Genomic DNA, 20,837 nt, shown 5'->3' with positions numbered 1-20,837 from the left:
AGACTACTTCTTCAGACCTAAAGTACCACCAACACGCTTTGGTGCAGGTTTGTTCGGTCTGTTTGAATCTTGGCTGCGGTTTGCCGGCTTCCCGCTTCTACGATCGGTATTATCGCGATCTGTGCGATTGCGATCCGAACGATTTCTATCTGAATTAGAACGCTCTGAACGAGAGTTCGATTTCCAGTTCTCGGTATTACCACCGCTTTCACCATTCGATGAATTGCGGCCACGCTTTGAATTAGGTGCATGACGGAATTCATCCGCATTGTTACCGCGGTAGGTGCGTGTACGGTTCTCGTTTTGATTACGGCGCGCTGTTGAAGCTTGGTTCTCTTCACGGCTATCAAAAAGTTTCGCGTCAGTCGCTTTGCGAATGCGTTGACCTTTCGCGTTCATTTTTGACGCATCTTCCGTACTTACTGAGCCTTCACACATCGCTAAAATTTCAGTGATCTCTTCGTCGCTCAGGTAGCGCCATTTGCCGTTAGGAATACCGTCTAGTGAGATATTCATAATACGAACACGACGCAGTTTAAATACTTCATAACCGAGCGCTTCACACATACGGCGAATTTGGCGGTTAAGGCCTTGTGTTAGCGTAATTCGGAATGAGAACTTAGTCTCTTTCTCTACTTTACATGGCAAAGTGACTGTATCGAGAATGTGAACGCCAGCGCCCATTTGCTTCAAGAATTCCGTCGTAATCGGCTTATCTACACGCACCACGTATTCTTTCTCGTGGTTGTTACCTGCACGTAGGATCTTGTTTACGATGTCGCCGTCATTGGTTAGGAAGATAAGGCCATCAGAAGGCTTATCTAGACGACCAATCGGGAAAATGCGCTTGTGGTGGCCAATAAAGTCGACGATGTTGCCAGGAATATCACGCTCAGTCGTACAGGTGATACCTGTTGGTTTATTGAGAGCAATGTAAATCGGCTTCTCTTTTGAGCGAACAGGCTTATTGTCGATCTCAACATCATCACCTGGCAAGACTTTAGTACCCATTTCAGGGATCTTACCGTTAATAGTAACTCGGCCTGCATCAATCAGTTTATCGGCTTCGCGGCGTGAGCAAAAACCAGTTTCACTGATGTATTTATTAAGGCGTTTAGCTTGGGATTCTTGTGACATGATATTCTCTTAGCGTTTCACAACGGAAATGTAGATAAACAAAAAGCAACCTTTGGATAGTTGCTTTGAGTTGAAATTCGTTAACTGAGGTAATTTTAGCACTTGGTGTGAGTCTAGGCACGAAATATCGATCTTGATGCAAAATCGTTACTAGTCCATTTATCTATCTCAACCTATTAACTGGTGCGTTTTTGATGGCGCTCTCTGTTCTCTAGCTTTTTCTCATTACTCTTTCTGAGCATTACGTAGACTGCGCCCGTACCACCATGAAATTGCTGAGCAGAATGAACACATTGAACGTCGTTGATTTGTGTTAGCCAATTTGCCACGTAGCTTTTCATCATTGCAGGTGGATTCGAACGCTCACCCTTACCATGAACAATGATGACGGTACGAACATCCATTCTTAAACACTGACGCAAAAATGAAAGCACTTCGTTACGTGCGTCTTTCAGTGTTTTCCTATGAAGGTCGAGCTTGGCTTGAATAGGGTATTTTCCTAGGCGCAGCTTTTTGTATACGCCTTCTTGTACACCGTCTTTTTTATAAGCAACAACATCGTCTGGCTTGATCATTGGCGAATAGTCTAATGATAAGTAGTCTTTCTCGTCGTCAGACAGCCACATAGCGGCTTCACGCTTAGCAAGGTGAGATTCGGTGACTCGGTGTACTTTCTGGTGTTCAGCGGTGTCATGGTCGATACGTTTAACATCGCCCATCATTTCTTGGAATAGATCTAAGTCATCATCATGAGACATAGTGTGTATCTCAAGTTGGAGAAGGATAGGGTAAGTATACCTAAGTTGAGGTTAGGTTTAAAAATGAAAAAACCGGAGAAGACAATAAGTCTGCTCCGGTGCAAAGCGTTTTGACATTTACTTATAAAGTAAAAGAATACTTAAAAGTAAATGATTTAGGCAGAGCGATTCTAGTGAGGAGATTTTTCAGTCATAACTTTGTATATGAAGAAGCCTCCATAAAACATCATGAGACCCAGAGCCCCGAAGATTACTATCATTGAAGATAGTCCCACCGCATTACCAAATAGGAGATCTAGCCAAAAGTCCATGTGTATACCTCAAAGTTATATGACATGGCTTAGTGTATTAACAAGCATTATCAATTCACTGATCTGGATCAATCCTGTTTCATAAGTTAAATACTTGTTGGTAACTGTGTGTTTTTCGTCACATCATGCTCGTTGTTGTATGTCTTTTGTTCGAACGATTCAAAATCGCAATAAATATGAGAAAAAGCCCTTGCGGATAAATTCAGAACCCGTATTATACGCTCCATCGACAGGCAATGAGCCAGTTAGATATCTCGGTGAATAGCGCAGCTTGGTAGCGCATCTGGTTTGGGACCAGAGGGTCGGGGGTTCGAATCCCTCTTCACCGACCACATTAAAGAAAGCCGTAGCAGAGATGCTACGGCTTTTTTGTATTTGGGATTTCTACATTCTAACTGCATTGACTGTTTATGGTTGAGGGCAGAGAGTTAGGTCTATTGGACAAACTCATTTGTCGCAACGTTGTTCTTAACCCAGATCAAAGCTTGTAAGCGATTCTTCACCTTGATCTTTTTGAATGTATTGTGAAGGTGTGCTTTAACTGTATTCTCACTGACATAGAGTGTGTCCGCAATTTGCGTGTTAGATGCGCCATCACCGAGTAGTTTGATGATCTGCTGTTCGCGTTTGGTCAGCTTGAGGTAATGAGGGCTGGTTTTGGCGCATTGTCTGTCTCTATAAAAACGGATGTATTTATAGATCAGCTTTCTGCTCATCCACATCTCGCCTTGCAAAATGCAGTTAAAGCCGGCCACGAGCTTTTCAAGGGTGTCCGACGTATAAAAAATGCCGACAAGATACTGCCATTTAAGCATTTCAGAGTGCGGGAAATCGCCTGGTGTATTGAGTAGCACTTCATGGACATCACTTGCTACGTCATCTCTGAGCTCCTGGTATTTCTCAATGTATTGCTTACTCATTGTCGGGAAATCAATAATAATCAGAACTAAGTCATCGTTTTTTAGGGATTTAGCACTGAGCCTTTCCGGTGATATGAGTTTTATGTTCAGGTTAACTTTCTGTTCTATAGACTCTTTTAGTAGTATCGATTGTAAATTGTTCTCCGCAAGTAAAATGGTGTTATGAGCCTCCAGTTTAGCCATGTGGAACTCCTTTTCTTAACTCATTACTTGAACTTTAGGTGTTTTAGTTTAAAGCACGTATTGTTATTTTGCTAATTTTTAAAGCTAATTATTCATCAAATTTATGAAATTAATTTAATAGTATTGTCGAAGGTAAAATAATACTTAAGTAGAAAGAGGGAATTACCGAGATTTATGGTTTTATTTTATTGATTGTACAGTCTTTATGAATTTTCCAGATCCCCTTGTTTGGGTGAAGTTTTATAGTGGCAGGAAACTGATTTATATTAATAATCAACGTTGTAATACCACTATTCGTATTCTGGTTGAAATTAGAGTTGGTGTTCGTACTCAACGTTAATGAAGATGCCACACTGTTATTTATGGTCAGAATAAGACTTTTATTTTTTATCAGGCACTGTACTGAATTTAAATCAGAAGAAAATCCATTAAAATGGAAAGAAATAAATAAAACGGCGATCAACGCCGTTTTAATATATGCACTCTTTATCATATTAATTCTGATAAATTATACCGACATTACCACTTGCGCCATTACCTGAAACGAGAGCAGTATCATAAGAGGTTTGTTCAATCATAAATTGGTTTGAACTGCTGTTTGTTAAGCTAACAATGGCATCTGAATGAGATCCTGTTTGTAACGTGAATACTCGGTTATCGCTACTGCTCACGAGATCGATATCGACATAGTTATCGTCGCCACCACCAACATCGGTGTTGACTATCGTTTGAACATAGTTATTATCGCCGCTGATATCGATGTCTACATCATTATTATCAACACTCGCGTTACTAAACTCGGTATAGGTTGTATTGGAGTTACCAGAGACATTCACATCAGCTTCATTGTAGTCAGCACCACCTAGAGCATTGACGACAGAGATGTTCTCGTTACCCACTTGTGTAACTCGTAAATCATTGCTTCGACCATAAGGTTGAACTGTAATTTGGGCTTGGTTACTAACACCATCTTGATCAACCCAGGCGTTGTTGTTTACATAGCGTAACTTAACGTGAGCTTCATTGAGATTGCCATCTTGTTGAACCACTACGTCAGAGTTATAGCTAGCATGTGTGTCAACTAGTGCAACATGCCCATCAGTAACACCAGACGTGTTCTGGTTAATGGTGACATTGGCATTATTGCCACTACCCATTTGCCAAACGGCAGTATTATCCATCGCTAAAGGTTGAATACCGGCTACTGTCGATGATATGCCAAGATCGGTTGTTCCTTCTATTGTCCCCAACGCTGGCTCAGAGGCTGGAAAAGGAGCAGGTAAATTATCTGCGTATGCTGCATTAAAGCCCAGAATAGCACCGACTATAATTCCAATTTGTGTAACTTTCATAAGTTGTATCCTTATACATTTCCATGTCGACGTTGTTGCTGCTTCACAGAGAAGCAACGGTGAATCAAGCTTTCCATACTGCGCGCTAATTGGCTTGATTGATGTGAATTCTCATTGAGCTAGACGCTTTCACTAAAGCAAAGTCGTTGCCGTCTTGAGAAATTCCTAAATTACTTCTTCCAGAACCAACCAAATAAGCAGTATTGCCATTGCCTTTTTGGTCAATGCTCAGCTGACTACTCTGTCTTGAGAAGTTAGCTTGTCCGATAACTGCTAAATTGTTATTCCCGTCTTGGGAAATAAGCGCTTCAGAATTTACTCCGAGTTGCCCAATTGCGGCATCGTTATTTGAACCATTCTGGTCTATTAAGGCGGTATTATTGCGCCCTGTTTGACCAATGTATGCGGAGTTAGAACTTCCGCTTTGCGTTATCTTCGCTCTGTTGTTCGCGGTAATACCAGGACTGCGTTGCTTTATTATTGCTATTGAATCAGTAGCATTAGATATATTTAATTCTGAATAATTATCTAAATCTCCAGAAGAGAAGCTTTCTAAATAATTATAATCATTGACTATATCTTGATTAACATTATGTAAAAAATCCCCTTCTATATCTGACGCGATAGCATTATTAAAACCTCCTGATAAAAAATATAAACAAGTTAAGCTGATAAGTGATGCTTTCCCAATTACCATCATCTTTACCTTAAAGTGTTCGTGATTATGATCCCTACGAAAATAAACTGCGTAGGGAATGAGTGAACCTTTGTCTTATCGAAATCCTAGGCCTTGAATTTACGAACAGCTATAAACTTAAAGTTGAAAATATTTAGTTGTTCATATGAAATTTAATTAGTATTTGACCGAATCCTACCAACCTTAGTTAATCAATTCCCTTCAGTAATTAATTCGAAAGTTTATATATGCCACTGTAAGCATGAATTACGCTTTATTCAGTTTCAACGAATCACATTCTCATTTTGTAAATAGACTTTGAATGGGAGCACATATGAAAATCAAGCTGCTTACAATAACTCTGCTTTCCTTTGCTCTTCATGCAGAAGAAAAGAGTCATGGTCTTGAAAATGCTGCTCCTTTAGAAAATGGACAAAAACTTGAGGACTCGACAAATAATCTTAAGGAAAAATTCAATGACTTCAGTGAAGTCGATGGAATCATTGTGGACAGAACCATTACGCGGTTGGGAGAGGATTTCTATTTTTTCTTCTCGCAATCGCTCAATGATAGTTATCCCGACCTTAAGGAAAATTTGACGGTAAAAGAAAGGCCAACGGCGTTATCAGGAAGCATCATAGAGGTTCAACACTCTAGAAAACCGATCTTCCGTACGGCGTTGTCCCCTGGTCGTAGACAAGCGAAAGAACGCGCTGCCGATGCAACACGAGTGGTTGGGAATTACATCATCCGATGGCAAGCGGAACGGATCTTTCAGGACACTTACGATCTAGACCATGATGAATTTTAAGGAGCCAAGGATGTCGATATGTTTCAGAAAGGCTGTGCTTATTGTGTTGCTCGCTTCGCCTTCGGTTTACTCGAGCGAGTTAGTTTACACGCCCGTAAACCCAAGTTTTGGCGGAAATGCTTTAAACAGCTCTCACCTTTTTAATCACGCTAATGCCATCAATGATTTTGAAGACCCTAATGCTAGGGATATTTTTGATGAACAAGAGTCTGCGTTAGATCGCCTAGCTTCGAGTTTAGAGTCCCGTTTAATTAGCCAATTGCTTGCTGACGTGGGTAATGGAAACACGGGGCAGTTGGAAACTGATGATTTTTTCCTGAATATTGTGGATGATTCCGGGACTTTGTTGGTTCAAATCGTCGATAAAGAGACTGGGGAATCGACAGAAATCAGTGTCTCTGGATTAAACCCCGACCTCTAATCACAAGGATTGTGTTATGAAATCGATCATTATCGTCTTCTTGACCTTTGTGTTGGGAGGGTGCACTTACTCTATGCAAATTCCAGAGACTTCTGAAACGCCAAAGTTGATGCCGAGAGGATCGACTTATACGGACCTGATCTCATTACCTCAGCCTCGCGGTAAAATACTTGTTTCGGTTTATGATTTTAGAGATCAAACGGGACAGTATAAACCTCAGCCAAACAGTAACTTTTCGACAGCGGTACCACAGGGTGGAACGTCTTTACTGACCACGGCATTGATAGATTCCCAGTGGTTTGTTCCTCTAGAGCGTGAAGGGCTCCAGAACTTGTTGACGGAACGTAAGATCATTCGTGCTGCTCAGAAAAAAGACAAGGTAGTGAACAATCACGGAGCCGACTTAACATCGTTGAGCTCTGCGAATATCGTTATTGAAGGCGGTATTGTTGCTTATGACTCTAATATTGTTACAGGTGGGGCTGGTGCGAAGTATCTTGGCATTGGTGGCTCAGGGCAGTATAGAACCGATCAAGTGACAGTTAACTTAAGAGCCGTTGATGTAAGAACAGGGCAAGTTCTGTTGAGTGTGACTACGACAAAAACCATTTCATCACATGAGATAGGATTCGGCGCATTCAGGTTTGTTGACTACAAAGAACTATTAGAAGTTGAAATGGGCTACAGCCAAAATGAACCCGTTAATATCGCTGTGATGTCAGCGATTGATGCTGCGGTAATACATCTTATTGTAAAAGGCATGAAGCGTGGAATGTGGTCGCCGGGTGATCCTAATGCACTACAAAATCCAATTATTGCTCGTTATTCCGAAGAGAGCGCCGACATATTGTAAGCAACCGAGTAAGCAGCAAAATAGGGCTATGCGGAAAACGGACCTTTCCCTTAGCCCTGTTTTTTTCTTCAAGCAACTCAATGATCAATTCACATCGCACGTAATATCTTTTATCGGTGTTTCCGAGGTAACAAAACAAACATACGCTTCCGCTGGCTTATTCGGGCCTATTCGAATGTAACCTGCCTTTATTTCATCTTCATCAAACGTCACCGAGTGAGAGCTTCCCGTTTGGTTGTCGTAAAAGTTTGCTTCAAAATTGTTGTTCATTTGGCTTGCGATACGGTTTCGTGTTGTAGATGTTGTGAACGTAATATTGGCGCAGCGCATCGGTGGTTTCTCTGTAATCAAAAACTGTCCGCTTTCTTTATCTAATACACCGCCTTTGGTATCCGGTTGTATGTCTATCGCCTGAAACTGTTCGATGGTGCATGTTTCTTTGGCTGAGGCTATTGAGGGCATCAGCATCGTGAGGGCTAAAGGGAAAGCAAAAAGTACTGGTTTCATTAGAACAACGCCATAGGTAAAAAGAGCGAAAGATAATAGCACTGCAATGGTGCTATTAAATGTAAAGATTCTGTTATTAAGGAAATGCTTTTATAACGAAAACAAAATGAGGTTGAGCATCGTTAGCTTTTTTAGCTAGTCTCAAATTGACATTGGGCTGATTGGCTTTGTGATTGCTGAATGACACTGAAGCCTTTCTTTTCTAATAACTGTATAAGGTTACCTTCTCCAATTAGGTGCAAGGTACCAACTACTATCATGTAGTTCCCTTTAGTCTTAAGCTTCCAATCATTGGAGGATAGTTTGTTTGCCCAGTCTATGTTGCGATCGGTTAAGAATGCTTTCTCAAGTTCAGGCGACATCTCTGACAGTTCTGAGAAGGCTTCCAGCTTCGCTAAATCACCCGCTTTCCAGCTTTCAATCAGGCAATGAACCACGCGATCAGTTTGGTCAAATTCTTCAAGGCTACTGACTAACCACTCTTTACCGTCGTCCTTTTGTTTTGTCATCAGGTCTATTTGGAATTGCAGAGGCTCCAAACTGATAACCGGAACATCTTGGGTAGTCGCTTTGTTCGCTAGCGTCGCATCAACGCCGCTGGCGGAGCCATAACCAAGGTTTTTTAACTGCTGCATTTGTATGGAGAGAGAAGTTGCCCAAGGCGGTGAGCGAAGCAGTTGTTGCGTCGGCATGCCCAATGATTTTGATATGTCGGTTAATAATTGCAGCTGTTCTGTATTGAGTACATCGGCAGTCGTGAGTTTGTTGCGGGGATATACAACACCATCAGACTTTCTGATATCCGTTTCGATAATTAAGCCATCACTGTTTTTTAGCGCGTCGGTGATCGCCGAAGGAAGGGGGTACATACTCTCGTCTCCAACGTGCACTGAACCTAAGATAGTGAGTGTCAGATCATCCTTTTGTGCTTGCCAATAAAGGGGCTCGGCGACCGCTTGCCTAGCTGAAAAAGCGAGAACGAATAAAACCATGTACCAGAGTGGACGCAAAGGGAGCTCCTTAAGGAAGTATTAAACTCGTTAAAATCGATTTTGACGGTGTTTTTTTACGGTTTTTTTTGAGAACAATGTCACGTTGTTTGTACGAAAAGTATAACAATACGCTGAAACTCTAAATCCTTTCTGACTACCAATGACACGATTTTATGAAATCGGTAAAAAAGATTGTGATTCATTTCTCAAATTTTACGTCAAAATTAAAATGACGGAAGTGCCGTTGCTTGTAACTTGATGATTTTATTTAAATTAAATTTATCAATATTTTTGAGATTTGAAGCCGATCACTTTATTAGCTCGATTTAATTCACGGTAAAAAATAAGCCCATATAGTTTGTCTAACTTTCGAAGCGCTCCATTTTGCTTCTTACTCAATTTTTAATTTATGGGTGAATACGATGTTGAAGAGAAACTTACTATCTGTAGCGGTATTGGCTGGCCTAACAGGTTGTGCAGTAACGCAAGCACCAGAACAAAAAGTAGTGAATGCACTGGCTGATAATCTTGATGTTCAGTACGAAATTCTAACTAATCATGGTGCGAATGAAGGCTTGGCTTGTCAGGACCTAGGTGCTGAATGGGCGTCATGTAATAAAGTGAACATGACGCTAACCAATGACGGTGAAGCGATTGACTCTAAAGATTGGAGCATCTACTTCCACAGTATTCGTCTTATTTTAGATGTTGATAATGAGCAATTTAAGATCACTCGCGTTACTGGTGACCTTCACAAGCTAGAACCTACTGAAAAATTTGACGGCTTTGCGGCTGGTGAAGAAGTGGTTCTTCCGTTAACGAGTGAATACTGGCAACTGTTTGAAACTGACTTTATGCCAGGTGCATTCGTGACGGCGCCAAACGCAGAACCTAAGATGATTGCATCATTGAATACAGAAGATGTTGCATCGTTCGTAACTGGTCTAGAGGGTAATAACCTTAAGCGTACGCCTGATGATAATAACGTAATGGCGACAGCGGTGACGCGTTTTGAAAAGAATGCTGATCTAGCAACGCAAGACGTATCAACTACTTTACTACCAACGCCAATGTCGGTAGAAGCCGGTGAAGGTTCAGTTAGCATTGCTGGTGGTATTGCCCTACCTAAAGACGCATTCGACGCTGAGCAATTCGCAGCAATTGAAGAACGTGCAGATGTGGTAAACGTAGATGTGAGTGGCGACCTACCTGTGAGTGTCGCTGTTGTTCCTACTCAGTTTACGGGTGATTTAGCGAAATCTGGCGCTTATGAACTAAGCATCTCGGAAGAGGGGATTGCAATTAAAGCGTTTGATAAAACGGGTGCTTTCTACGCAGTTCAGTCTATTTTTGGCCTAATAGATAGTCAGAACGCTGAATCATTACCACAACTGTCAATTAAAGATGCGCCGCGCTTTGATTATCGTGGTGTGATGGTGGACGTTGCTCGAAACTTCCACTCAAAAGATGCCATCCTAGCAACGCTAGATCAAATGGCGGCATACAAGATGAATAAACTGCACCTTCACCTAACGGATGATGAAGGTTGGCGTTTAGAAATTCCAGGTTTACCAGAGCTAACGGATGTAGGGTCTAATCGTTGTTTTGATTTGGATGAACAAAGCTGCTTACTGCCTCAGCTAGGTTCTGGTCCAACAACAGACAACTTTGGCTCTGGTTTCTTTAGTAAAGCGGATTACGTCGAGATCCTAAGCTACGCTAAAGCGCGCAGCATCGAAGTTATCCCTGAAATTGATATGCCAGCGCACGCTCGTTCAGCTGTGGTATCAATGGAAGCGCGTTACACTCGTCTCATGGCGGAAGGCAAAGAAGCAGAAGCGAACGAATACCGCTTGATGGATCCGCAAGATACATCGAATGTAACCACGGTTCAGTTCTACGATAAGCAAAGCTTCATTAACCCATGTATGGAGTCATCAACTCACTTCGTCGATAAAGTAATCTCTGAAGTGGCGGCAATGCACCAAGAAGCGGGCGTACCGCTAACGACTTGGCACTTCGGCGGCGATGAAGCGAAAAACATCAAGTTAGGCGCAGGCTTACAAGATATTAATGCAGAAGATAAAGTGGCTTGGAAAGGCAACATCGATTTGTCTAAGCAAGATAAGCCGTTCCAACAATCACCACAATGTCAGTCATTGATCGCTGATGGTACTGTAAGCGATTTCGGTCATCTACCAAGCCACTTCGCAGAACAGGTTTCTAAGATTGTTGCTGAGAAGGGTATTCCCCACTTCCAAGCATGGCAAGATGGTCTGAAATACAGCGAAGGCGAGGAAGCATTTGCGACCGAAAGTACACGCGTGAACTTCTGGGACGTTCTTTACTGGGGCGGAACTTCATCAGTATACGATTGGTCAGCAAAAGGGTATGACGTGATTGTCTCTAACCCAGACTACGTATACATGGATATGCCATACGAAGTTGATGCAGCTGAGCGTGGTTACTACTGGGCAACACGTGCAACCGATACTCGTAAGATGTTTGGCTTCGCACCAGAAAACATGCCACAAAACGCAGAAACATCATTAGACCGTGATGGCAATGGTTTTACTGGTAAAGGTGAGGTTGAAGCGAAACCTTTCTACGGTCTGTCAGCTCAACTTTGGTCAGAAACAGTACGTACTGACGAGCAATATGAATACATGGTGTTCCCTCGCGTATTGGCAGCAGCAGAGCGCGCATGGCACCGAGCAGATTGGGAAAACGACTACAAGGTTGGTGTTGAATACTCTCAAGAAACTAACTTAGTGAATAAGCAAGCGTTGAACAGCGACTTTAATCGCTTCGCGAATATTCTTGGTCAACGTGAGCTAGCTAAGCTAGAAAAAGCGGGTATTGATTACCGACTACCAGTTCCAGGTGCGAAGGTTGTTGACGGTAAGCTAGCGATGAACGTTCAATTCCCAGGCGTAGAGCTTCAATACTCAGCTGATGGTGAAAACTGGCTAACGTATGATGAGCAACAACGTCCATCGGTTTCTGGCGAAACTTACATCCGCTCTATCTCTGAAAGTGGCGAGAAAGTAAGTCGAGTGACTTCGGTAAAATAATCGATAAGCAACATTAATAGAAAAGCTCCCTAGCTATTGTCTTATTTAGATAAAAGTGGGAGCTTTTTTTTCGTCCAAACTAAGTTAGGCACTTCTCTTAAGCTGAAACATATAGAAATACTCTTTGTTTATATCGTCAACAATGCACATAAGGTGAGTTCCATCGCAAAAGTGACGCGCTTCTCATTATTCTCTTCAAAAAATAAGTCCTCCATAAAAAACTCTAAATCAAGTGTGATTGAACTAACTCATTCTAATTTCGCGACGTGAAATAATGTGATCTGGATCTGTGTGTTTTTTTGTCTTGAGTTTTTTATCAATTTTTATATTTTTAAGAGATTGATTTTAAAGTATTAAATAACTTTTTCTTTTTTGACAGTGAGAGAGATCACTCTGCCCAGTCTTTTATTTTTAAACGCGAATTAATTCGAGCAACATAGATTTCATGCCAGGGAGGCTACCAACTACTCAAGCGGTGAAGGTGAATGATGTACCGAAGATGTGCCGCTGAAAAAATTAAACTAAGGCAGTTTACTATGAAAAAAATTATCGCTCTAAGTGCTCTTTCTCTTGCTTTCGCTTCTAGTGCTTTTGCTGGTTCTTCTTACGTAACGGGTAACATCCAAATTCATGACGATGGCCGTATCCACGGTTCTGACATGACTTCTACGCTAGAAGCTGGTCACACGTTTGACAACTCTCTAGGCGGTTTCACGGTTTATTCTGAGTTTGATGGTATCCAACTGGGCAAACTTGAATCTGAAAATGGCGGCGCAGGTAATACTACTCCAGGCATCACTGTAGGTGGTGAGCAAGCTTTCAACATCACTGACAACCTATGGGTTGCTGCGGGTTACCAACACCTATTCTCTGCAGGCGAAAGCATTCAGTTCCGTCCATTAGTTAAGATCGGTTACAACTTCGATAACGGCATCTCTATTAGCAACCGTACTCGTGCACACATCGACGACACTTCTAACGATGATAAAACTGACTACCGCATGGATAACCGCATTGCTTACACAGTGAATGCTGACCTAGCGCTTAGCTACAACAACGTATACATGATCGAAGCTGAAGCAATGGACCACGAGTTACGTGCAACATGGACTCGTCAAGGCGTTCAACCTTACTTTGAGTTCCGCAGCCAAGCTAACGGTGTAGATTTCGCAAACGGCGATTCTAAGCAAAACAACGCTTTCGTATTCGGTGCTTCTTACGGCTTCTAAGCTGATTCACTTGGCTGCTTAGTCGATTAGATTATTGGCCGAGTGAGCTTCTTTGTTAAATAGCTTTGTTGTTGAATAACTTCTTAGCTAATTAGCGAGAGGAACATAGCGGTACTAACAGCCCGGTTGGTGCCGCGACAAGTTTTGCTTTACTGTCCAAAAGCAAAGAGCCTAGCAAGTAAACCACAGTCTTGGGTTTACTGAATGCTAGGCTCTATTTTTATGACTTCTTTTTATTGCTGTGTGTTGGTCTGTTTAGGTTCTATTTTCCGTTGTAGTGACGGTATTCAAACACCTGACCTTTTTCATTAAACGCATACACAGAATACTCGTCTTTCTTATCGCCATACTCCATGCCTGGAGAACCCATTGGCATGCCCGGAACCGCTAAACCAATCGCATTACGTGGCGGGTTTTCTAGAAAGGCTTTAATGTCATCTGCTGGAATGTGTCCTTCAAATACGTAACCGTCGATCTCTGCAGTGTGGCAAGAGGCTAGCTCTTGTGTAACCCCAAGCTTCTGTTTGATTGGGTTCATATCATCGTGGAGCTTCTCAGTAACATCGAACCCAGCATCTCGCATATGTTCAGTCCATTCTGTGCAGCAGCCGCAGTATGGAGATTTGTGGTTTAGAACATCAGTAGCTAAAGCTTGTCCTGAGATTGCAGCGAGTGCAGTAAGAGTCATAATTTTACGAATCATGGTTAACCTCATGAATATGGTTTTTATTAATATTAGAATGAGTTGGTTTGAACAATCTCAGCCTGTTGGCATTGCTTACTACCGTAATTGACGACATCGCCATCGCTGCCCCTGCAACTACTGGACTAAGCAGAAATCCAAAAAATGGGTAAAGCACACCGGCCGCGATAGGAATACCAAGCGAGTTGTAGATGAAGGCACCAAACAGGTTTTGCTTCATGTTTCTCACAGTCGCTTGAGATAGCTCGATCGCGTTGCTTACTGATAATGGCGATGAGTTGAGTAGCGTCATTTGCGCACTTTCAATCGCGACATCACTGCCACTGCCCATTGCGATTCCTATATCTGCTTGAGCAAGAGCGGGTGCATCGTTAATACCGTCTCCGACCATCGCAACACTCTTATATTGCTGTTGAAGCTGAACAATATGTTGAGCTTTCTGCTCTGGAAGCACTTCCGAGATAACCTCGTCGATACCGACGCTTTTACCTATTGCTTGAGCCACAGAGTCGTTGTCGCCTGTTAATAGCACAGTGTGAATTCCGGCGGATTTTAGTTGAGCTATCGCCTGTTTGCTATCTATTTTTAACGCGTCTGAAATGCCCAATATGCCTTCCAGTTTTTGGTCAATCACTATGAAAATAGGTGTCCACGCTTGCGAGCGGCAAAGCTCGATGAAATCCGCGCCAACCTCTGTATTGATACCTAATTGGGTGAGGTACTTAAGCGAGCCAACTTGCACTTTCTTGCCGTTAATTGTTGCTTGAACCCCAAGCCCTCGTTGGTTTTCAAATTCGCTGTGTGGGAGTACTGAAACTTCCAAGCTCTCTGCATATTGGCAAACGGCTTTGGCAAGTGGGTGCTCAGATCCTACTTCTACTGAATAAGCACAAGCCAGTAATTCTTGTTCTGATAAATCGCCATAAAAGGCTTGCTGAACGGTTGGCTTACCTTGGGTTAGGGTGCCTGTTTTATCAAACACGACAGCATCAATTTTGCTTGCAGATTGCAACACATCGGCATCTTTGATCAGAACGCCAAACTCAGCGGCTTTGCCAACGCCGACAGTAATTGAAAGTGGTGTCGCAAGGCCTAAGGCACATGGACAAGCGATGATCAGCACTGTGGTTGATACCACTAACATGTAACTGGCGCTTGGTTGTGGGCCAACAAAAAACCAAACTAAGGCGGCAGCAACTGCGATTGCGACCACAACCGGAACAAAAACGGCTGAGATAGAATCGGCAAGCTTGGCGATTGCTGGTTTACTGCTTTGCGCTTGGCGAACCATTTGAATGATCCGAGCCAGCATGGTGCTTGATCCAATCCCAGTCGCTTCAATAATTAAACTACCATCCCCATTAATAGTGCCCGCAGAAACGCCATCATTTATTGTTTTGACGTTGGGCAGTGGTTCACCGGTCAGCATCGACTCATCGATATAAGATTCACCTGAGACTACGACACCATCAACCGGTACTTTTTCTCCGGGTTTTACTCGTACCTGCATGCCTACCTGAATCGCTTCTACTGCGATGGTTTGTTCTTTGCCATCGACAATAACCACCGCTTTTTGAGGCTGTAAGTTAATCAATGCCTGTAAAGATTTTGTGGTACGCGCTTTGGCTTTGGCTTCGATGTAATGACCCAAAGAAATTAAGCCAACGATCATTGCGCTTGCTTCAAAGTAGACATGGCGAGATGGTTCTGGAAACCATGATGGAATCAGCACAACCAACATTGAATAGAACCATGCTGCGCCTGTACCTAGAGCGACTAAGGTATCCATGGTCGCGCGCTTATACATGAGAGACTGCCAAGCATTCGTGAAGAAGCTACGACCTGAGGTAGCAAGCAGTATCAAACAAACGACACCAACCAAGCCCCAAGCCAGTTGATCGTTAAATGTGGCAATGGTCATGCTGCCACCGAACACGCCCCATGCCATTAGCGGTGCCCCAAGCAGTAGCGCACTCACTGAATTTTTTAGGAAGGCCTGTTGAGTGCGAAGTTGTTGCTCTTGCTGTTTTTGTTGTTGTGTTGCCGCATCATCAACAAACTCGGCGCCATACCCCGCAGCTTTGACTGATTCGATGAGCTTGTTTTCAATGAGATCACGTGTTTTGGAGGTGAAAACCAAGGCAGTTTGTTCGGCAAGGTTGATCTGAGCTTGGTCGACAAACTCATTCTTTTTCAGTGCTTTCTCTACCGAAGAGACACAACTCGCACAAGTCATCCCCTCAAGAACAAGGTGATAGGTATATTGGCTAGCTGCGGTTTTATCTTCACTCTTTTTATCTGCTTGTTCGTCTTCTAAATCTGAACTCGATGAAAGGTCATTCGTTTCTGAGTAGGGAGCTGCGTGGTAACCCAGGCTTTCGACCAGCTTAATCACCTCAGACTCAGAAAGCAGAGTAACCAGTGATAATTCCTGTTTGCTGACTTCTAGGTTTAAGGCTTGCTCAGTTTGTTCAAGCGCTTTAGTCAGTTTGCTCACACACTTGCCGCAACTCAGACCGGATAGCGAAAGGTGCAGCTGATTACCCATAGAATAGCCAAGCGTTGCTAACTGTTCGTTGAGCTGAATGTAACTAAATGGAGTCGAAATATCGATGTAGGTCGGCGATATGTCATTAATCATCGTGCTGTCGAGATCGCTAAACAGTGTGCGAACTTTCTTCGCGCAACCCATGCAATTTAGGCCGTTGAGCGCCGTTGTGTAGTAGTTCATATCGATACTCCAATTCTCATCTACGCCTAACATAAACCTTCCCGTAAGGGTAAGGTCAAACATAAATTCAAGAATTTGATCTTGGTGGAGTGCTAGCTGGTGGTTTCAGTTTGGAATGGAAGAGGGAAATTAAGAATGTGCGGCTATAATCTACTTGCTAAGACTATCTATTTACGACTTTAAGGGCGTAATTGGTCTTTCAATAACGGCTTTCGTACAACAACAGCGCATTAATCATTCACTACTGATTGTAGATTTAAGCGGTGGTGATAAAATAGCGCCCAAAATTTAGTGATGTTTGACTATTGCAGGCCTTGTAATGGCGAGCACTAAAAGAATCACCTACATAATCAAGGTATTTAAATGACGGTTAAAACTCGTTTTGCTCCTAGCCCAACTGGCTATCTTCACGTTGGTGGTGCACGTACTGCACTTTACTCTTGGCTATTCGCTAAAAACCAAGGCGGTGAATTCGTTCTACGTATCGAAGACACAGACCTTGAGCGTAACTCTCAAGAAGCGGTTGATGCAATTCTAGAAGGCATGCAATGGATGGGTATGGAATGGGACGAAGGTCCTTACTACCAATCTAAGCGTTTTGACCGTTACAACGAAATGGTTGATAAGCTACTTGCTGAAGACAAAGCATTCAAATGCTACGCGTCTAAAGAGCTGCTTGATGAAATTCGTGCAGAGCAAGAAGAAAACAAAGAAATGGCTCGCTACGATGCTAACCACCCTAAAATTGTTGCAGCAAACGAAGCAGCAAAAGAAGGCGATGCGTGCGTTATCCGTTTCCGCAACCCTAAAGAAGGCAGCGTAGTATTTGATGACCAAATCCGTGGTCGCATTGAAATCGCGAACAGCCAACTTGATGACCTAATCATTCGTCGTACAGACGGTGCACCAACATACAACTTCGTAGTTGTAGTGGATGACTGGGATATGGGTATTACACACGTTGTTCGTGGTGAAGACCACATCAATAACACACCTCGTCAAATCAACATCTATGAAGCACTAGGCGCGCCAGTTCCAACTTTCGCTCACTGTGCAATGATTCTTGGTGATGACGGTGCGAAACTTTCTAAGCGTCACGGTGCTGTTTCTGTAATGCAATACCGCGACGAAGGTTACCTACCAAATGCACTAAACAACTACCTAGTTCGTTTAGGCTGGTCTCACGGTGACCAAGAGATCTTCTCTCAAGAAGAGATGATTGAATTCTTCAGCCTGAAGGCTATCAGCAAGTCTGCTTCTGCATTCAACACTGATAAGCTACTTTGGTTGAACAACCACTACATCAAGACTTCTGAGCCTGAGTACGTTGCTAAATACCTGCAATGGCACCTAGACGCACAGAAGATCGATACAACAAATGGCCCAGCTATCACTGAAGTGATCAAGCTAGTTGGCGAGCGTTGTAACACGCTTATCGAACTTGCTGAGCAATCTCGTTACTTCTACGAAGATTTCTCTGAGTTTGAAGCTGGTGCAGCGAAGAAGCACCTACGTGGTGTTGCTAAAGGCCCACTAGAGCTTGCTCTTGCTAAGGTTGAAGCACTTGAAGATTTCACTACTGCAAACATCAAAGATGGTGTAATTGCAGCTGTATGTGAAGAGCTAGAGATCGGCATGGGTAAAATCGGTATGCCACTTCGTGTAGCAGTAACAGGCGGTGGTCAGTCTCCTTCTGTTGATGCTGTGATGGAGCTTGTTGGTAAAGAGCGCGTAATCGCTCGTATCAAGATGGCTCTTGAGTTCATCGCTGAGCGTGAAGCTAACGCTTAATCCTATTTCTCTTGTTTGAGATAGAATGTACTTGAAATAGAACGATCATCAGCCGACAGCTTAATTCGCTGTCGGCTTTTTATTGTTTAATGAAAATACGGTCAACGTATTTTAGGACGAGACAGTTATAGCAAGTCTTGAGCTTTTGCTAAAACACTGAGTTTTGGGAATATATTTTGGCAGCTGTGCTGGTGGTTCATCGGGTTCATATCTGCAATCGCATCTTCGACAATCACCACGTTATAACCCAGTTCAAATGCTTGTCTAGCCGTTGATTCGACCCCAATACTTGTTGCTACCCCGGTCAGATAAATATCCGTAATACCTTGCTCACAAAGCTGCTTCTGCAAATCTGTGTTGGTAAATGCACCCCAGGAATATTTGGTTAGATAGCGATAATTAGGGTTTAGGCGCAGGCTTTCGATGACCTCTCCCCATACGATCTTTGATGCGTCAGGCTGAGCCGCTTTATTTTGCAGTTCCGTTCGGCCTTGTGGACGACCGGCTACATTAACAATAATTACGGGTAAATCAGCATCATCAAATGCATCGCAGAGAGCAAGGCTATTCTCTATGATCGGTCGGGACACGGTTTCCGGTAATTGATCAACGATACCTTGTTGCAGGTCGATAACGACAAGCGCAGAGCATTTACTCATTTTCATTACTTTATGCCTTAGTGGTCTTTGTGTGAGGTTATAGTGGTTAACTTTTACGGTGTATTAAGCGGGTGTAAAAGCGGATGAAAGCCAGTGCAACCATCATATAAATGAGTAGGTTCAAAGGGGTAGTGACGTCATAAACAGGCACAAGTTGCGTTGCGCTCATGGTAATCATTACTAATAGGTTGCCCCCGAGAACTCGATAGACCATCCACTGATTACCAGCGAACAGGCGATACACCGTAAAGACATTAACAAAGTAAAATGCCATTAATTGCCATACTTCGGTCATCGAAGGTAACAGCAGAACATACTGAATGAGGAACAGTGACCCAAAGGCTAAGTAGCCAATGGTCCAGTGCTTTATCATTTGCCTAGGCATGTTGCTTAATATCAAGGCGCAAATGGCACTGTTAATGATGAACAGACTTCCCGATGATATTGGTAGATATATCCAGACTAGAATTGCTGAGATGAAGCTCATTGTGCCGACTAACGTATTGCTTAATCGTTGCTGGCTGTTGTCAAGTAATCGGGCAAATAAGCGCTTTTTCTTAAAGTTACCCTGGTAGAATTGTTTGACTGTCTCTGGAAAAGGGGGCTTGTAATCGACATTAACCGATGATGCTTCAATAAAAGCCATAGCCTGGTTAAGTATCGAAAAATCATTGTGATCAACCCCTTGATCATGGGCGTTTTGCAGTAACTGTTTGGCAACCCAGATTGCTTGAGTTTGCTGTTGATGCTTCCACTGCTTTCTGGCAGGCATACGGCCATGCAAATCGGGCAGGCGCATCAGATCGTTCAGCGCTTTGAAGGTCGGGCTTTCAATATTTAACTCGCAGCTCGTGTGTAACTGGAAACGCTGCGCTGAGTCATTGTAAGCGAGTGAATGAATGAGGGGAGACATCGCCTCTAAAACAACACTGACTTCGTTGTTAAAGCGTGTGTCATCATCCTCAGGCCAAACCACGCTATAGATGGTCGTATAGACCACGAAGCCAAGCAGGGTTTCTTGCAGCCTTAGTACCGCAATATTAAATGTAGCTACACCATCAAAGCTGCCAGATATCGCCAGCAGGATGCAGACAATAAATGCCGTAATGTAAGCATAGCCGATGACCGGATCGGAACCCATGTATATACAAATTGCGAGTAACAGTGCGATGTTTGCTAAAAAATAATATCGATCTTGCCCAAAAACAGCGATTAACCAAAGCCCGACAAACGCGCCACAAAGCGTCCCCAACAATCTGAGAATGCCTTTTTTCTTGCCAGCAGTAATAGTATCAGTGATGGCCAATATATTGACCACGATAGCCGCCCAGTAAGGCTTCTCAAGGTTAAAATACAACGCAAGGTAGATAGCTAAACAAAATGCTAGGGCAACCTTTATGGCATTCTTGGCTGGAGTGCTCAGTGACTTTATAATGAGTAGCATAGTGGGGTTTAGCGGCAGAGGGATCGAATACGAGGATATTGCCTGATCTTTTGGTCAGCCTAAACTCTAGTTTGAAGGCCTTGATCCATCAAATATAGCAACTCTATTGCATCGTTTAACATTCAGGGGAAGGGGGGCGATCAGTCACTCTACTTATACGATATTGTTCGATGCTGATAATGATCGATAGATCTTCTAATAGTTAATAGCGATAGAACATCAGGTTTATCGTTCTTCTAAGCTGGCTAGTTGTTCCGATTATTTTAGGTTCATCGCGGCTTTCCG

At 43.0% G+C, this 20,837-nt stretch carries 18 protein-coding genes and 1 tRNA gene; 7 read left to right on the top strand and 12 right to left on the bottom strand.

Annotation, left to right across the window (positions count from 1 at the left end):
- Positions 1 to 3 precede the first annotated feature (3 nt).
- The 3 genes from rluF to AB4133_RS21090 all read right to left on the bottom strand — a co-directional run bounded on the left by rluF (position 4) and on the right by AB4133_RS21090 (position 2,206).
- Positions 4 to 1,137 carry a 23S rRNA pseudouridine(2604) synthase RluF gene (gene rluF / locus AB4133_RS21100; RefSeq protein WP_017064161.1) on the bottom strand — a complete coding sequence of 378 codons (1,134 nt, stop codon included), beginning with the start codon at positions 1,135 to 1,137 and terminating at the stop codon, positions 4 to 6.
- A gap of 176 nt (positions 1,138 to 1,313) precedes the next feature.
- Complete coding sequence (smrA, locus tag AB4133_RS21095) at positions 1,314 to 1,895, bottom strand: DNA endonuclease SmrA (RefSeq protein ID WP_017062320.1); 582 nt, start codon at positions 1,893 to 1,895, stop codon at positions 1,314 to 1,316.
- Positions 1,896 to 2,065: 170 nt separating this feature from the next.
- Positions 2,066 to 2,206, bottom strand: coding sequence for a DUF3149 domain-containing protein (locus AB4133_RS21090; protein WP_017062321.1), 141 nt, complete (start codon positions 2,204 to 2,206; stop codon positions 2,066 to 2,068).
- 255 nt (positions 2,207 to 2,461) lie between these two features.
- On the opposite strand from AB4133_RS21090, the gene AB4133_RS21085 reads away from it, so the two are divergent.
- A tRNA-Pro gene (locus tag AB4133_RS21085) sits at positions 2,462 to 2,538 on the top strand.
- Positions 2,539 to 2,640: 102 nt separating this feature from the next.
- Here the strand turns inward: AB4133_RS21085 and AB4133_RS21080 are convergent.
- The 3 genes from AB4133_RS21080 to AB4133_RS21070 form a co-directional block, all read right to left on the bottom strand.
- Positions 2,641 to 3,309 carry a LuxR C-terminal-related transcriptional regulator gene (locus AB4133_RS21080; RefSeq protein WP_372225650.1) on the bottom strand — a complete coding sequence of 223 codons (669 nt, stop codon included), beginning with the start codon at positions 3,307 to 3,309 and terminating at the stop codon, positions 2,641 to 2,643.
- A gap of 494 nt (positions 3,310 to 3,803) precedes the next feature.
- Entirely contained in the window at positions 3,804 to 4,661 is an 858-nt protein-coding gene (locus AB4133_RS21075) for a curlin (RefSeq protein ID WP_372225648.1), read from the bottom strand.
- A gap of 85 nt (positions 4,662 to 4,746) precedes the next feature.
- Positions 4,747 to 5,358, bottom strand: a complete 612-nt coding sequence (locus AB4133_RS21070) for a hypothetical protein (protein ID WP_017064156.1) — start codon at positions 5,356 to 5,358, stop codon at positions 4,747 to 4,749.
- A gap of 313 nt (positions 5,359 to 5,671) precedes the next feature.
- Between AB4133_RS21070 and AB4133_RS21065 the strand changes: the two genes are divergently transcribed.
- Genes AB4133_RS21065 through AB4133_RS21055 form a run of 3 tightly spaced genes read left to right on the top strand, consistent with a single transcriptional unit; the run spans position 5,672 to position 7,422 of the window.
- Positions 5,672 to 6,148: a curli production assembly/transport protein CsgE gene (locus AB4133_RS21065; RefSeq protein WP_017064155.1), complete on the top strand. Its 477-nt coding sequence runs from the start codon at positions 5,672 to 5,674 to the stop codon at positions 6,146 to 6,148.
- Between the two features lie 10 nt (positions 6,149 to 6,158).
- A complete protein-coding gene (locus AB4133_RS21060) occupies positions 6,159 to 6,569 on the top strand; it encodes a curli assembly protein CsgF (RefSeq protein WP_102340680.1) in 411 nt (136 codons plus the stop codon).
- 16 nt (positions 6,570 to 6,585) lie between these two features.
- Positions 6,586 to 7,422, top strand: coding sequence for a CsgG/HfaB family protein (locus AB4133_RS21055; RefSeq protein ID WP_102428681.1), 837 nt, complete (start codon positions 6,586 to 6,588; stop codon positions 7,420 to 7,422).
- An 84-nt stretch (positions 7,423 to 7,506) separates the two neighbouring features.
- Here the strand turns inward: AB4133_RS21055 and AB4133_RS21050 are convergent, their stop codons facing one another.
- Both AB4133_RS21050 and AB4133_RS21045 read right to left on the bottom strand, forming a co-directional pair.
- Entirely contained in the window at positions 7,507 to 7,929 is a 423-nt protein-coding gene (locus AB4133_RS21050; protein ID WP_102321503.1) for a hypothetical protein, read from the bottom strand.
- Between the two features lie 131 nt (positions 7,930 to 8,060).
- Positions 8,061 to 8,939: a TraB/GumN family protein gene (locus tag AB4133_RS21045; protein ID WP_029235194.1), complete on the bottom strand. Its 879-nt coding sequence runs from the start codon at positions 8,937 to 8,939 to the stop codon at positions 8,061 to 8,063.
- Between the two features lie 404 nt (positions 8,940 to 9,343).
- Here AB4133_RS21045 and AB4133_RS21040 point away from each other — a divergent pair, with 404 nt between their 5' ends.
- Both AB4133_RS21040 and AB4133_RS21035 read left to right on the top strand, forming a co-directional pair.
- Complete coding sequence (locus tag AB4133_RS21040; RefSeq protein ID WP_017071188.1) at positions 9,344 to 11,995, top strand: beta-N-acetylhexosaminidase; 2,652 nt, start codon at positions 9,344 to 9,346, stop codon at positions 11,993 to 11,995.
- A gap of 536 nt (positions 11,996 to 12,531) precedes the next feature.
- Complete coding sequence (locus AB4133_RS21035; RefSeq protein WP_017060537.1) at positions 12,532 to 13,224, top strand: oligogalacturonate-specific porin KdgM family protein; 693 nt, start codon at positions 12,532 to 12,534, stop codon at positions 13,222 to 13,224.
- A 262-nt stretch (positions 13,225 to 13,486) separates the two neighbouring features.
- Here AB4133_RS21035 and AB4133_RS21030 read toward each other — a convergent pair whose 3' ends face one another.
- Entirely contained in the window at positions 13,487 to 13,927 is a 441-nt protein-coding gene (locus tag AB4133_RS21030) for a DUF411 domain-containing protein (RefSeq protein ID WP_017060536.1), read from the bottom strand.
- Positions 13,917 to 16,721 (bottom strand): copper-translocating P-type ATPase, encoded by a 2,805-nt coding sequence (locus tag AB4133_RS21025; RefSeq protein WP_372155726.1) that lies wholly within the window; start codon positions 16,719 to 16,721, stop codon positions 13,917 to 13,919. The genes AB4133_RS21030 and AB4133_RS21025 overlap by 11 nt, the downstream gene beginning before the upstream one ends.
- A gap of 300 nt (positions 16,722 to 17,021) precedes the next feature.
- On the opposite strand from AB4133_RS21025, the gene gltX reads away from it, so the two are divergent.
- Positions 17,022 to 18,449, top strand: coding sequence for a glutamate--tRNA ligase (gene gltX, locus AB4133_RS21020; protein ID WP_017064147.1), 1,428 nt, complete (start codon positions 17,022 to 17,024; stop codon positions 18,447 to 18,449).
- A gap of 125 nt (positions 18,450 to 18,574) precedes the next feature.
- Here gltX and AB4133_RS21015 read toward each other — a convergent pair whose 3' ends face one another.
- Together AB4133_RS21015 and AB4133_RS21010 are read right to left on the bottom strand one after the other, a co-directional pair.
- The gene (locus AB4133_RS21015; RefSeq protein WP_240698162.1) at positions 18,575 to 19,108 is read right to left on the bottom strand and encodes an isochorismatase family cysteine hydrolase; all 534 of its coding nucleotides are present in this window, start codon (positions 19,106 to 19,108) and stop codon (positions 18,575 to 18,577) included.
- A 46-nt stretch (positions 19,109 to 19,154) separates the two neighbouring features.
- Complete coding sequence (locus AB4133_RS21010; RefSeq protein WP_017060532.1) at positions 19,155 to 20,552, bottom strand: FUSC family protein; 1,398 nt, start codon at positions 20,550 to 20,552, stop codon at positions 19,155 to 19,157.
- Between the last annotated feature and the right edge of the window lie 285 nt (positions 20,553 to 20,837).

Origin of the sequence: Vibrio sp. 10N.286.52.F8 (assembly GCF_041468745.1) — a bacterium.
Classification (GTDB): domain Bacteria; phylum Pseudomonadota; class Gammaproteobacteria; order Enterobacterales; family Vibrionaceae; genus Vibrio; species Vibrio crassostreae_C.
The sequence above is the reverse complement of the archived record's forward strand: the minus strand, read 5'-3'. Positions and strand labels throughout refer to the sequence as shown.